The following is a 13,657-nucleotide window of genomic DNA, read 5'->3' as shown; positions in this document are numbered from 1 at the left end:
TTTTTATAGATCATTTTACAGACGATATATGTTGTGTCGTTTATATATTGGAAAATAGCGCCATGCTGACTCAGCTTGGTGCTATTTTGCGTTTTTATCCGTATGGAATATTTTTCTTTCATTCTGACGACAATGGTTAGCAGCACGCGAATAGATCGGAGAGGTTAGGAAATGGGCTCCGGTGCTATACGCCAATATGTTGAGGAGGGAACCGATTGTGAAGAAAAAAGTGGTGGCGTTCATCCTGGCGTGTCTGATAGCCTTGACTGCCGTCCCTGTCGGCGGTTGGGCCGAAGAAAGCAGACCTGAAAGCAAAACCAACGAAGGATCAGCAGCTCAGCTGGCTCCCCAGGCTCTTTCGGCGATCTTGATGGATGCAGATACTGGCACAGTTATCTATGAAAAAAACAGTCGTGAAAAGCTTCCTCCAGCAAGCATCACCAAGATCATGACGATGCTACTGACAATGGAGGCCATTCATGACGGTAAGCTCAAGTTGACCGATAAAGTGCGGGCCAGTGAGTATGCGTCTTCAATGGGAGGCTCACAAATTTTCTTGGAGCCGGGAGAGGAAATGACGGTCGATGAGATGCTGAAGGGGATTGCAATGGCTTCGGGCAACGACGCCTCTGTAGCGATGGCTGAAAAAATTGCAGGGTCTGAGCAGGCTTTTGTCGAGATGATGAACGCAAAGGTGCAGCAGCTTGGGCTCAAAGATACGCATTTTGCCAATTGCAATGGTTTACCCGTAAAAAATCACTATTCCTCTGCGCATGATATTGCGGTTATGAGCCGGGAGCTGTTGAAGTATCCGCATATTACGAAATATACGGGAGCCTACCAGGACTATTTGCGCAAATCCTCGGTCAAGCCCTTTTGGCTGGTGAACACGAATAAGCTTGTTCGTTTCTATACGGGAGCAGACGGTCTGAAAACAGGCTATACGTCAGAAGCGAAGTTCTGTCTTTCCGCTACGGCGAAGCGTGATGGCCTACGTGTTGTAGCGGTCGTACTCGGTGAGCCGAATACGAAGATACGCAATAATGAAGTAGCTTCCATGTTCGACTATGCGTTTTCGCAATATACGATGAAATCCATATATAAGCCAGGTGAAAAGCTCGGCAGTGTAAAAGTTGAAAAAGGTGTATTACCAGAGCTGGAAATTCAGGCTGATCGTTCATACAGTGTGCTGGTGAAAAAAGGCGGCAACAAGCAAACGCTGCGTCACGAGCTGCAACTGTCCCCAAGCCTTAAAGCTCCTGTTCGGGTGGGTGATCCTGTTGGTAAGCTGGTTGTCTATCAGGATGGAAAACGTCTGAAGGAGTTTAATATCACTTCGCCTGTGGCGATCGAAAAGGCCGGCTGGTGGAAATTGTTTAAACGTACTATGTCGAACCTATTTTCTTTGTAGATTTTACGGGGTTTTCTTCTAGTTTTGTCGGAGGGCAGGAATCGTCTGCGATTACGTAGAAATCCTTGTCCAAGACCGGGAGGAGAGTGAGTAAGCATGAACCTGCAAATTGAAATGGAGCATCACCGGGGGGTACTTATTGTAAGGCTGTCTGGTGAACTTGATCACCATACGTCGGATATGGTACGTATGCAGATGGATGAGGCGATTCAGCGCCGGCAATGCGAGCATATCGTGCTCAGCCTGAAGAATCTTCAGTTTATGGATAGTTCCGGCCTAGGCGTTATCTTGGGACGATACAAACTGATCAAGCAAAAGGGTGGGAAAATGGCAGTCTGTGATGTCAATCCGCCGGTTCATCGACTGCTGGATATGTCAGGCTTGTTTAAAATCATGCCCATATATGACAACGAGGGAAATGCGCTCACGGAACTGGAGGTTGTGTCATGAGAGAAGGCACGGGGAACAATTTCATGAGCTTGCAGTTTGCCGCCAAATCGGAAAATGAAGCATTTGCCCGCGTGGCTGTGGCGGCCTTTATTTCCAGGCTTGATCCCACAATGGATGAGCTTAGCGATTTGAAGACCGTCGTGTCTGAAGCGGTGACAAACAGTATTATTCATGGCTATGACAGCGATCCATCAGGTGTCGTAACGATTAAAGTCGGGATTGAAGCGGATGTAATCACGTTGGTCGTTGAGGACGCAGGACGGGGAATTGAGGACCTGGAGCTGGCCAAGCAGCCCCTCTACACGTCCAAGCCTGAATTGGAGCGATCCGGCATGGGCTTTACAATTATGGAAAATTTCATGGATGAGTTCGAAGCAGTCAGTGAGCCGGGCGGAGGCACGTCGGTCCGGATGAAGAAAAGGATTGAATCCAAGAAAGCTTTATATAATTAGGAGTTGATCCTATGGAAGCAGGAGGAAAAAAGACTTCGCACAGCTATTTGGAGGATACAGAAGTTAAGCGGCTTATTGCACTGAGTCAATCTGGTGATAATGATGCTCGTGAGACACTGGTCAATAGTAATATCCGGCTCGTCTGGTCTGTCGTGCAGCGCTTTATGAACCGGGGGTATGAACCTGACGATCTTTTTCAAATTGGTTGCATCGGATTGTTAAAATCGGTGGATAAATTCGATCTCAGCTACGATGTCAAATTTTCAACATATGCGGTCCCGATGATTATCGGTGAGATTCAACGCTTCCTTCGAGATGACGGTACACTCAAGGTTAGTCGTTCTTTGAAAGAAACAGCCAATAAGGTCCGCAAAATGAAGGACGAGCTATCCAAACGGCTTAATCGCCTGCCTACCGTCAAGGAGGTTGCTGATGAGCTGGGAGTGACACCGGAGGATGTTGTTTTTGCGCAGGAGGCCAACAAGCCTCCTACCTCCATTCACGAAACGGTATTTGAAAATGACGGAGATCCGATTACACTGATGGATCAGATTGCTGATGAATCCCAGGAAAGATGGTTTGACAAGCTTGCACTGAATGAGGCCATAGACGGATTATCTGAGCGGGAACGATTGATTGTGTACCTGCGCTATTACCGGGATCAGACTCAATCAGAGGTTGCAAGTCGTCTAGGTATTTCGCAGGTGCAGGTATCACGATTGGAAAAAAAGATTTTACAACTAATCCGCGACCAGATTGCCCAATAATGAGGACAGGATTTAGTAAGTGAAATCCTTATACTAACGCATTCTAAAGAGTATTCCAAAGCCATTTTAATGGCGAGGAGTACTCTTTTTTACGTGTGACACAAGACAAATATACAGAATAGGTTTGCTTGCTTCGTTCCATACTAATGGGTAATTACGAGGATAAGGAGGGAATCGGATGAATCACAGTCCGGCTCCTATTGTCTACTTGAGGCTTCGCAGCCGTGTGCGCATGATCCAAGGTCAGGACCTACATTTGGGCGATGTAGCCCATTTGCTGGCGGATCCTGAATGGGAAAAGGATCTGCTCGGACTTGTTCTCAAGCGGCCGCAGAAGCAGGACGGGAATCTGATACTGATAGACATGCTACAGATCATATCAAAAATTAGAGACCATATTCCGGGAGTCGTAGTTGAATCTCTTGGGAAACCGCATGTGCTTGTGGAACTCGTGGAGAGACCCCGTAAGCCATCCAAAATACTGTTTGTGTTGGTGTGGCTGCTTCTGTTTTTTGGCTCTGCATTAACGATTATGAACTTCCATGCTGACGTTAGCATGATGGAGGTACAGATTCGGATTGTAGAAATGATTACGGGAAAAAAGGATGAACATCCATACTTGTTCCAAATTGCTTACTCATTTGGCATCGGCTTTGGCATGATCGTATTTTTTAATCACTTGTTCAAGAAAAAATGGAATGAGGAGCCGACGCCACTGGAGGTGGAAATGTATCTCTATCAGGAGAATGTGGATCAGTATGTTGTGGCAGAGGAGTATGAAAAGATGGCTCGCCTACAGACAAAGGATAAGGAACCATGATATTTATACAGGCTGCACTTCAGATTATCTTGGGTATTGCTGGGGGACTGGCGATAGGTAGCGGTGTGATTGCCTTTTTTATTGTGCTGGATATCATGCCGCGATTAGCGCAACTTACCCGAACATACAAAAAATCGCGTGCGTACGAAAAGGCAATGATTTTAGGTTCAGTGGTGGGAACCGTGGCTGATTTTTGGAACATCTGCTTGCCGTTACCGGCCATGTTTACATGGATACCTGGATTATTTTGCGGAGTGTTTATTGGCTTGCTCGCCGCGGCTCTAACAGAGGTACTAAATCTCCTGCCGATATTGGCCAAGCGACTTCATATGACCGTATACATGTTCGGTCTGTTAATGGCAATGGTGCTTGGCAAGGTAATGGGTTCCTTATTTGATTGGTTTGTATACAACCGTTAATAGCGAAAGAGAAGGGGGCAAGAGATATGGATCATAGAACGGAGCAGGATCAGCAGGAGCAACATCATGAAGACGGAGCAATGGGAAGGGGAAATGATGCTGACGGGGAGAGTTTGGGCTCCTGGAAGCAAAAGCAGGAGCAGAAAGCCGACCATCTTAAGCACAAAAAAGAAAGTGAACATTCTGATAATGTAGAGGAATCCATTCGCTATTGGCAAATTGAGGATGATATTTCGCCAAAGATGAAGGAAAATTGCGAAACCCTTAAAATGGTATTGGGCTTGGGAGAGACGTTTGATGTTGTATTCAGGGAAATGACAACGGGCGGTCGCCATATCGGGTACCTGTTTCTGAATAGCTTTGCCAAGGATCAGATCATGCTCGAAGTGTTAAAGCGGCTCACCTATCTGACACCGGATGACATGACTTCGGCTGGGCTTCAAGCGTATTTTGAGAAATTTATACCACATATACAGGTGGAGAAGTCAGATAAAATGTCTGCTGTCATCAATAAGGTGCTGGCGGGATATAGTGCGTTCTTCATGGAAGGCGAACGTTTTTCTGTCATTCTGGATACCCGTAATTACCCCGTGCGGAGTCCAGAGGAACCTTCTTTAGAGAGAGTCGTGCGCGGTTCACGCGATGGGTTTACTGAGACGATGCTTATAAACGTAGGCCTGGTGCGCCGGCGTTTGCGGGATCCCGGACTTAAATTTGAGGCCATGCAAGTAGGACGCCGAACCCGAACAGATGTATGCTTGGGCTACATCGATGATATTGTGGATAAGGTCATGGTTGATACTGTACGAGACAAAATTAAAAATGTTAATCTGGATGGTATTCCACTAGCCGATAAGCAATTAGAGGAGACCATTATCAATAAAGGATGGAATCCATATCCATTAGTGCGATATTCGGAGCGACCAGATGTTGTGGCTTCGCATATTATGGAAGGAAGACTCGTTATTTTCGTTGATACCTCACCCAGCGTGATGATTTTGCCGACCACCTTTTTTGACCTGTGTCAGCATGCAGAAGAGAATCGGCAAACCGCATTTATGGGAAGCTACTTGCGCTGGGTACGTTTTATAGGCATATTTGCCTCAATGTTCTTGCTTCCGATGTGGTTGCTCATGGTTATCAATCCCGAATTAAAACCGGCGTTTCTCGATTTTATCGGTCCTCAAAAGCAAGCACATCTTCCGCTGATTGCTCAATTTATCATTGTGGAACTAGGGGTCGATCTTATGCGGATGGCAGCCGTGCATACTCCGACGCCACTGGCCTCTGCTATGGGTTTGATCGCAGCCATTCTGGTGGGTGATATCGCGGTTAAGACGGGGCTTTTCGTAAATGAAGTTGTGCTATACATGGCAGTTGCTGCCATAGGAATGTTCGCAACACCGAGCTATGAGCTAGGACTTGCGAATAGACTGATCCGACTTTTCCTACTGGTTGCTGTTGCTATATTTCACGTACCGGGCTTTGTCGTGGGTACGACACTGATCATTTTGATGTTAACGCTGCATCGGTCATATAATTCTTCCTATTTATGGCCGTTTATCCCCTTTAATGCCAAGGCGTTAGCTTCCATCTTGTTCCGTATGCCTGTACTTGATGCGCCTAACCGCCCGTCATTTAATAAAACAAGGGACAATACGCGTATGCCCCATTCGAATGCCAATACAGATTCGAACTCAGGCAATGGACAGGAGCATTAATGTAAATGATCTGCATAAAAATCCATTGTTCTTGATGTTTTTTTTGCTATACTGGTGTAAACATTCGATGGAATATGACTAGCTTGTTCCAGAAAGAGAGGCGCCAGAACATGTATTTGCATGGAAGCAGTAAAATTAACAGCAATGGACATTTGGAGATTGGCGGATGTGATACCACGCTTTTGAAAGAGCGTTTTGGCACGCCGCTATATATTGTAGACGAACAGTTAGTCCGTCGGCGTTGCCGGGAATTCATGGAAGCATTTCGTGAGACCGGTTTGAAATTTCAAGTGGCTTATGCAAGCAAGGCATTTTGTGTGATGGCGATGTGCGCTTTAGCTGCTGAAGAAGGAATGTCGCTCGATGTCGTTTCCAGCGGAGAGCTGTTCACAGCACTGCAAGCAGGATTCCCGGCTGAGCGAATCCATTTTCACGGCAATAACAAGACGCCGGAAGAAATTGAAATGGCATTAGAGGCGCAGATTGGCTGCTTCGTTGTTGATAGCGAGATGGAATTGCATTTGTTGCAGGCCCTTGCCTCTGAAAAAGGACAGCAGGTGAATATTTTACTGCGGGTTACGCCAGGGGTTGAAGCGCATACGCATGAATATATGGCTACAGGTCAAGAAGATTCAAAATTTGGCTTTGACATTGCAAACGGTACAGCACGTCAAGCGGTCGAACAGGCTATCCAGCTGGACCATCTTAATTTGCTGGGAGTACATTCTCATATCGGTTCGCAAATCTTCGAAGTCAATGGCTTCCAAATGGCTGCGGAGCGGGTCGCAGCTTTTTCCAGGGAGATTAAAGAACAGCTACAGTATTCCTTCAAGGTGATTAATCTCGGTGGAGGATTTGGAATCCGTTACACAGAGGAGGACACACCGCTGAAACTATCCACCTATGTAAAGGCGATCAGCGAAGCAGTGAAAACTCATTTTTCAGGACTTTATGATGAGCTTCCAGAAATTTGGATTGAGCCGGGGCGTAGTATTGTAGGGGATTCAGGTACGACCTTGTATACGGTAGGAAGCATTAAGGACATTCCGCAGGTTCGTAAATATGTTTCCGTAGACGGCGGAATGACAGATAATCCACGTCCTGCACTGTACCAGGCCAAGTATGAAGCGATGCTGGCTAATCGCGCACAAGATGCGAACGAAGAGACAGTATCCATTGCAGGAAAATGCTGTGAAAGCGGCGATATGCTTATTTGGGATGTGGAGCTGCCTCGTCCGAATAGCGGGGATTTGCTCGCAGTCGCTTCAACCGGAGCTTATAATTACTCCATGGCGAGCAATTATAACCGGATACGTCGCCCAGCAGTTGTATTTGTCAACAACGGGGAGGCCGAGCTGGTAGTGCGTCGGGAAACCTACGAGGATATCGTTCGCAATGACGTTATCCCACAGCGCTTGGTTCGTGATCAAGCCAGTTCAGTGGAGGCTCAGCATAACGCCAAAATTACGGTTTCGTCCTGAATTATGGAATTCTAAAATCAAGCAGGCCATTGCGTCGGTAATCAGAGACCGGGGACAATGGCCTTTTTTTTGGACAAGGCTTTGCTAAGCGCGCCAATTCATAGTAAACTGGAACTTGATGTTATTTAGCTCTCAAAACAAGGTTGAAAAGGAGATACAAACAATGAAAAAAGGTAGAATAGATCTTGAAAACGGCGGCATCGTCGAAATTGACTTTTTCCCAGAAGAAGCTCCAAACACCGTTGCTAACTTTGAAAAGCTGGCAAACAGTGGTTTCTACAACGGTTTGAGCTTCCACCGCGTCATCCCAGGCTTTGTTGCTCAAGGTGGTTGTCCGATCGGTAACGGTACAGGCGGTCCTGGCTACACGATTGACTGTGAAACAGCTACGAACACAACCAAGCATGCCAAAGGCGTTCTGTCCATGGCCCATGCAGGTCGCAACACAGGTGGCAGCCAATTCTTTATTTGCTACGCTCCACAGCCGCATTTGGATGGAGTACATACTGTATTTGGTAAAGTAACCAAAGGTATGGAATTCATTGATGCTGTAAAACAAGGCGACAAAATGAAAGAGGTTAAAGTATTTGACGCGTAATTTTACCGTCACATGCCTTCCTTTTTTTAAATAGTGTGGCTCGTAAGCCGCTCTGTCTTTGGACAGGGCGGCTTTTGTTGTCTTTTGTTTGACGGTTTGCTGATTTTCACAATCACGTACCTATTACAGTGCGTAAGATCACATTCGAAAAGTAAGTGTTGTGATAGCCTTTTCACAAGAATGCATTTTCCATTTATTTTATATGAGTGTTCAAGCTCAGTAAGAGTTGGAAAAGAAGGGGGCTTATCACATTGTCTATTTTAACGTGCACAAATCGACTCGGATTTTTTGAAATCCGGCTGGAATCCATTGGTGGACTCGGCGCAAATCTGGCTGGCAAAATGTTGGCCGAAACCGGGGTGCTTGGTCTGGGACTGAATGCTTCGAATTTCTCATCCTACGGTTCGGAAAAGAAGGGAACTCCGGTTAAAAGCTTTGTTCGCTTCTGTGAGCCGGAGGTAGATATTCGGGATCACAGTCCGATTGAGCAACCGCATGTGGTAGGCATTTTCCATGAAACGTTATACAAAACGGTAAATGTAATCAGCGGCCTGCCAGCAGATGGGATTGTAGTGGTAAATTCCACGCGTCCGGCAGAAGAAATACGGGCTGATTTAGGACTGGTATCCGGTACATTAGCAGTGGTGGATGCGATGGGCATCGCACTGGAAGAGCGGACCAAATTAAATACGTCCATGCTAGGTGCCTTGTTCCGTGTCTGTGATTTCCTGGACCCGGAAGCAATGAGATCGGTTATTCGCAGTACTTTTGAAAAGAAAAATCCACAATTAGTGGAACCTAATCTACGTACATTTAATCGTGGTTTTGAGGAAATGCAACTACATGTATATCCGGTTACTGCTGACACTCAGGATCGGATTTTCGAACGTCCGCAGCCTTTGCTAGGGTATGAAACTCAATTGCTGGGGGGCGTTATTTCAACTCAGGGCAACAGCATGACGAAAGATGTTAGTGGTTCACGCCAGGGTTATGTACCTGAGTATGAAGCTGATAAATGTACTCATTGTGCCAAGTGCGATTCGATTTGCCCAGATTACTGCTTTGTATGGGAAGAGCAAGCAGACAAACGCGGAAGAATGATGCCGTTTTTGCAAGGGATTGATTACCAGTATTGCAAAGGGTGTCTGAAGTGTGTAGATATTTGCCCGTCGGGGGCATTAAGCTCGCGTCGCGAGCAATGGGGCTGGGCGGAGCAGAATCGCGTTGCCCACCAATTTCCAGTATATGAAGGAGGGCGTGCGTAATGGCAAAGCTGGAGGAAGAACTCAAACAGACGGGCGCCGCACAAGTGACAACATTCGAATCTGGTAATGAAATGGCAGCTACAGCGGCTGCGCAGATCAATTATCATATGATGGGATATTTCCCGATTACGCCGTCGACCGAGGTAGCACAGTATCTGGATCAAATGAAAACGCGCGGTCAGCATAATATTAAGCTGGTTGCAGCAGATGGAGAACACGGATCGGCAGGGATTTGTTATGGAGCTGCGGCGGCCGGAGCACGGGTTGTCAATGCCACCAGTTCGCAAGGTTTCCTGTACATGCTGGAGCAGTTGCCTGTCCAGTCAGGTACCCGTTTTCCTATGGTTATGAATCTGGTGACACGTGCAGTCAGTGGTCCCCTGGATATTCGGGGGGATCATTCGGATCTGTATTATGGTCTGAATACAGGTTGGGTCATATTGGCAGCGAGTACGCCACAGGCTGTGTATGATATGAACATCATGGCCCTGAAAATCGCAGAGCATAGCGATGTACGGTTGCCAGTAATGGTCGCATATGACGGGTTTTATACGTCTCATCAAAAACGTAAAGTGCAATATTTTGCCGATGCAGAGACCGTACGCGATTTTGTAGGCCCCAACCCGAACCTAAATTATCCGAATATTACGGATTTTGATCGTCCTGTCACTGTGGGTGCGCATATGAACGGCGATGACCTGACGAATAATCACGCTCAACTGTCCAAAGCGTTGAAGCTTTCAGAAGGAGTATATGAGCAGGTAGCAGCAGAATATGCCGCTTTATCCGGGCGGGAATATCCGATTTTGGACCTGTATCATATGGAGGATGCTGAGGTTGCGGTCTTCCTGCTGAACTCGGCGGCCGAATCGGCCAAGGATGTGGCAGATCAACTCCGCGCGCGCGGCATTAAAGCGGGTGTGATTCGTCCGAATATCATCCGGCCATTCCCTGCTGCACAATTGCGAGAGGCATTGCGTCATGTCAAGGCGCTACTGGTGGGTGAACGTGCAGATTCGTACGGATCGGATGGCGGTAATTTGACGCACGAAATCAAGGCGGCGTTGCAGGAGGACCCGCTGAACCAAACCATCGTGTTAAGCCGTATCTTTGGCTTGGGTGGTAAGGACTTTTATGCGGAAGATGCAGAGGCATTCTTCCAGCTTGCGATTCAGGCGGCAGAGACTGGACGCGCGGAGAAGCCCTTTGATTATTATGGGGTTAATCCCGGGTCACCAGACAAGGTGATGCCGCAAGTCATGCAGCCACCACGTGGCAATGCATACCGTACGGGTCTAATTCAGGTTACGCCGGACGAGGCGACTGGGAAGCTCAAGGTCAAGGTACCGCCTTTGCGTTCGTTGACAACCAAACCTCGCCGTCTTACACCGGGTCACGGAGCTTGTCCTGGTTGTGGGGCATTGTCTGCGCTGGAACTGTTTTTTAAAGGGATTGAAGGCGATATTGTCGTACTGTTCCAGACCGGCTGCGTATATGTGGTTACGACAGGGTACCCATATACATCACACAAACAACCGATGATCCACAATCTTTTTCAAAACGGGGCCGCTACAATTTCAGGAGCGCTGGAAGCTTACATGGAGATGAAGCGACGTAATGAAATTGAGATATCCGATGATCCAACCTTTATCATGATCAGCGGTGACGGCGGGATGGATATCGGTATGGGGTCTGCAATTGGTGCGGCTCTGCGTAACCATAAACTGATTATGCTGGAATATGACAACGAGGGGTACATGAATACAGGTTCGCAGCAATCGTACTCCACTCCAATGGGGCATATGACCAGTACGTCGGGTGTAGGGAAAATGCAAAAAGGGAAGCAAGGGCATCATAAAGATACCGTACAAATCATGGCCGCCTGTAACATCCCGTATGCTTTTACCGCAGCCGAAAGCCATCCGCAGGATATGCTTCGCAAAGCGGCCAAGGCTCAATGGTATGCCAACAACATCGGTACGGCTTATGGTAAAATTCTGTGTGCTTGCCCGCTCAACTGGAAATCCGAAGACAGACTGGGTACTAGCATCGTAGGCGCCGCAGTTGAGTCTTGCTTCTTTCCTTTGTACGAAATCGAGCAGGGAAGCACGACGATTACGTACAATCCGGAAGACAAGGGGAAACGGATTCCAACCGCAGAATGGCTAAAATTAATGGGTAAAACGAAGCATCTTCTCAAAGAGGAAGCAACGCTGGCTGCTTTTGAGCAGGAGATTGAGCGTCGCTGGACCATTCTGAAAAAGAAACATGAAATTTCAGAGCTATAATTTTGATTTTTTTTTGCATAATAAATGTGTAACATTGTTAGCCGCTGTTTCGGCACCGGTTCGATAGAGATTCCTTGCGCTTGCTGCGCCAGGAATCTTTTTTTGCGTTTATGGGTTGAAGCATAAAAAAACAGGTAATGATTTCCGATATAGGAGTGGAGGCCTATAGGAGGCACGTTATAAAGTTTTCTTTTGAATTTTAAGATGCAATGAGGTGCAGGTAATGATTAAACTGAATACAGTTGAAATAATTGAAATTATAAAGAAGCAAATCCCCAAGGTTATGAACATCACGCCAGTGGAACTTAAGTTTACGGATGATTTTGGACGGACATCGCTGGCGGCGACAGAACACAAATTCACACTGACGAATCAGCATTATTCTGCCAAAGTGATGGATTGCGTGTTAGAAACACAGGTGCGCCCTATTTTAATGTGTGAAATTATTTATTTTCTAAAGTGTGAGTTTATTGATGGACATGTAGATGTACGACTGGAATATGAAGCATGTTCTGAAGGAGGTCGAGAGCCTGTTGCCTCAGCCGTTATTACCTTTGACCATGCTACACAGCTTGGAGTTGATGAACTGGCTGACCTGATTGATTTGGCGCTTCATATGAATGATAAAACCTGGTTTGAAGAACTCTCCAGCCAATATGTCAAAACCATTGCGGGAGCCTCCGTTAGATAACTTGCTTTTTTTAGAAGTCGGTGCTAATATACGTAACAAGTTTAATGTTAATTCAATTAAATAAGAGCAAATCCTTCGGGGCGGGGCGAAATTCCCCACCGGCGGTGATGACATGTATGTAAATCGCTTTTGCGAAATTACCATGTCTTAGTCCGTGACCCGGATGCTGAACAATCAGCAGAAGGTGGACCTGGTGCAATTCCGGGACCGACAGTATAGTCTGGATGGGAGAAGGATACGAAGCGCATGTGACTGACTTGACATGTGCCAATTTTTAGCATACGTAAATGCACGTAGAGCTTATTTCGTTATAGGACAGCATCGAATGACAGCTTTTTAAGCTTTCTTTTTGATTGACGTTCTGAGCGTTATTAGCTGTATTGTTAACCATGCTTTCTTTTGGCAAACCTATTTCATGTCATTTTTAGACGTAATTACTGCGCTTGTATACTACATATGTGACTCTCATCACCCCCATGACGGATTGAATCCTGACTGGGGGTTATTTGCGCTTATAGCGGGTGAATTAGGGATAAACTGAAATGTAGTGGAAAGGAGTGAAAGCATGTTTACCGGTTTGGTCGAGGAAGTGGGGCGCATTCAAAGCATCTCTAAAAGCGGTGAAGCGATGGTGCTGGGGATTTCGGGTTCTGTGGTATTGGGCGACTTGAAAATAGGTGATAGTGTCTCAGTGAATGGTGTCTGCCTGACAGCAATACAGATTGGGACTAAAGATTTTAAAGTTGATGTGATGCCGGAGACTTTTCGCAGCAGTAATCTCAAAGAACTCAGATCCGGTAGCCGAGTCAACCTGGAGCGGGCGATGGCGGCAAATGGAAGGTTCGGAGGACATATCGTACAGGGACATGTGGATGGAACGGGGACGATTCGCAGCGTAACATCAGACCAGAATGCGGTTGTGTTCGAAGTTGAGCCTTCTGATCAAGCACTATTTAAATATGTTCTCCTCAAAGGGTCAATTACAATTGATGGTATCAGCCTCACAGTCGCGCAGCGTACGAGGAATAGCTTTGCCGTATCCATTATCCCCCACACTTTAGCCGAAACGGCCTTACAAGCGAAACATGAGGGAGATACTGTGAATATTGAATGTGACATATTGGGCAAATATGTGGAGCAGCTTTTAAATTACAGAGGTTCAGCACCGATGGAGAGAGCAGATCAGGCTCCGCTTAGTTTGGACTATTTGGCGAAACACGGCTTTGCCTGATACAGCCTGGTATAGCCTGATAGAAAATTTATGTCAGGAGCATTCGTAGCACAAGACAAAAGG

The 13,657-nt window shown here is 46.6% G+C and carries 13 protein-coding genes and 1 riboswitch; all 13 genes read left to right on the top strand.

Features of this window, described 5'->3' with window-relative positions:
- Positions 1–217: 217 nt before the first annotated feature.
- Positions 218–1,411, top strand: a complete 1,194-nt coding sequence (locus ACQQ6X_RS05080) for a D-alanyl-D-alanine carboxypeptidase family protein (protein ID WP_305164471.1) — start codon at positions 218–220, stop codon at positions 1,409–1,411.
- A gap of 96 nt (positions 1,412–1,507) precedes the next feature.
- Entirely contained in the window at positions 1,508–1,861 is a 354-nt protein-coding gene (gene spoIIAA, locus ACQQ6X_RS05075) for an anti-sigma F factor antagonist (protein WP_013310782.1), read from the top strand.
- The gene (gene spoIIAB / locus ACQQ6X_RS05070; protein WP_013310781.1) at positions 1,858–2,313 is read left to right on the top strand and encodes an anti-sigma F factor; all 456 of its coding nucleotides are present in this window, start codon (positions 1,858–1,860) and stop codon (positions 2,311–2,313) included. The genes spoIIAA and spoIIAB overlap by 4 nt, the downstream gene beginning before the upstream one ends.
- A gap of 11 nt (positions 2,314–2,324) precedes the next feature.
- The gene (sigF, locus tag ACQQ6X_RS05065) at positions 2,325–3,080 is read left to right on the top strand and encodes an RNA polymerase sporulation sigma factor SigF (RefSeq protein ID WP_063213532.1); all 756 of its coding nucleotides are present in this window, start codon (positions 2,325–2,327) and stop codon (positions 3,078–3,080) included.
- A 178-nt stretch (positions 3,081–3,258) separates the two neighbouring features.
- Positions 3,259–3,900, top strand: a complete 642-nt coding sequence (locus tag ACQQ6X_RS05060; protein ID WP_305164470.1) for a stage V sporulation protein AA — start codon at positions 3,259–3,261, stop codon at positions 3,898–3,900.
- Positions 3,897–4,319, top strand: coding sequence for a stage V sporulation protein AB (locus tag ACQQ6X_RS05055; protein ID WP_063213530.1), 423 nt, complete (start codon positions 3,897–3,899; stop codon positions 4,317–4,319). Before ACQQ6X_RS05060 ends, ACQQ6X_RS05055 begins: the two co-directional genes overlap by 4 nt.
- 26 nt (positions 4,320–4,345) lie before the next feature.
- On the top strand, positions 4,346–6,040 hold the full coding sequence (locus ACQQ6X_RS05050; protein WP_305164469.1) for a spore germination protein: 1,695 nt from the start codon (positions 4,346–4,348) through the stop codon (positions 6,038–6,040).
- Between the two features lie 110 nt (positions 6,041–6,150).
- Positions 6,151–7,521, top strand: coding sequence for a diaminopimelate decarboxylase (lysA, locus tag ACQQ6X_RS05045; protein ID WP_305164468.1), 1,371 nt, complete (start codon positions 6,151–6,153; stop codon positions 7,519–7,521).
- Positions 7,522–7,684: 163 nt separating this feature from the next.
- Positions 7,685–8,119, top strand: coding sequence for a peptidylprolyl isomerase (locus tag ACQQ6X_RS05040; RefSeq protein ID WP_007430881.1), 435 nt, complete (start codon positions 7,685–7,687; stop codon positions 8,117–8,119).
- Between the two features lie 251 nt (positions 8,120–8,370).
- Positions 8,371–9,384: a 2-oxoacid:acceptor oxidoreductase family protein gene (locus ACQQ6X_RS05035; protein WP_305164467.1), complete on the top strand. Its 1,014-nt coding sequence runs from the start codon at positions 8,371–8,373 to the stop codon at positions 9,382–9,384.
- Positions 9,384–11,672, top strand: a complete 2,289-nt coding sequence (locus tag ACQQ6X_RS05030) for a thiamine pyrophosphate-dependent enzyme (RefSeq protein WP_305164466.1) — start codon at positions 9,384–9,386, stop codon at positions 11,670–11,672. Before ACQQ6X_RS05035 ends, ACQQ6X_RS05030 begins: the two co-directional genes overlap by 1 nt.
- Positions 11,673–11,895: 223 nt before the next feature.
- Positions 11,896–12,363, top strand: a complete 468-nt coding sequence (locus tag ACQQ6X_RS05025) for an IDEAL domain-containing protein (RefSeq protein WP_063213525.1) — start codon at positions 11,896–11,898, stop codon at positions 12,361–12,363.
- A 67-nt stretch (positions 12,364–12,430) separates the two neighbouring features.
- Positions 12,431–12,603: riboswitch (FMN riboswitch) on the top strand.
- Positions 12,604–12,928: 325 nt separating this feature from the next.
- Entirely contained in the window at positions 12,929–13,594 is a 666-nt protein-coding gene (ribE, locus tag ACQQ6X_RS05020; protein ID WP_305164465.1) for a riboflavin synthase, read from the top strand.
- The last annotated feature ends 63 nt before the right edge of the window (positions 13,595–13,657 follow it).

This window comes from Paenibacillus ottowii (assembly GCF_050516475.1).
Classification (GTDB): domain Bacteria; phylum Bacillota; class Bacilli; order Paenibacillales; family Paenibacillaceae; genus Paenibacillus; species Paenibacillus ottowii.
This window is presented reverse-complemented; position numbering and strand designations above follow the sequence as displayed.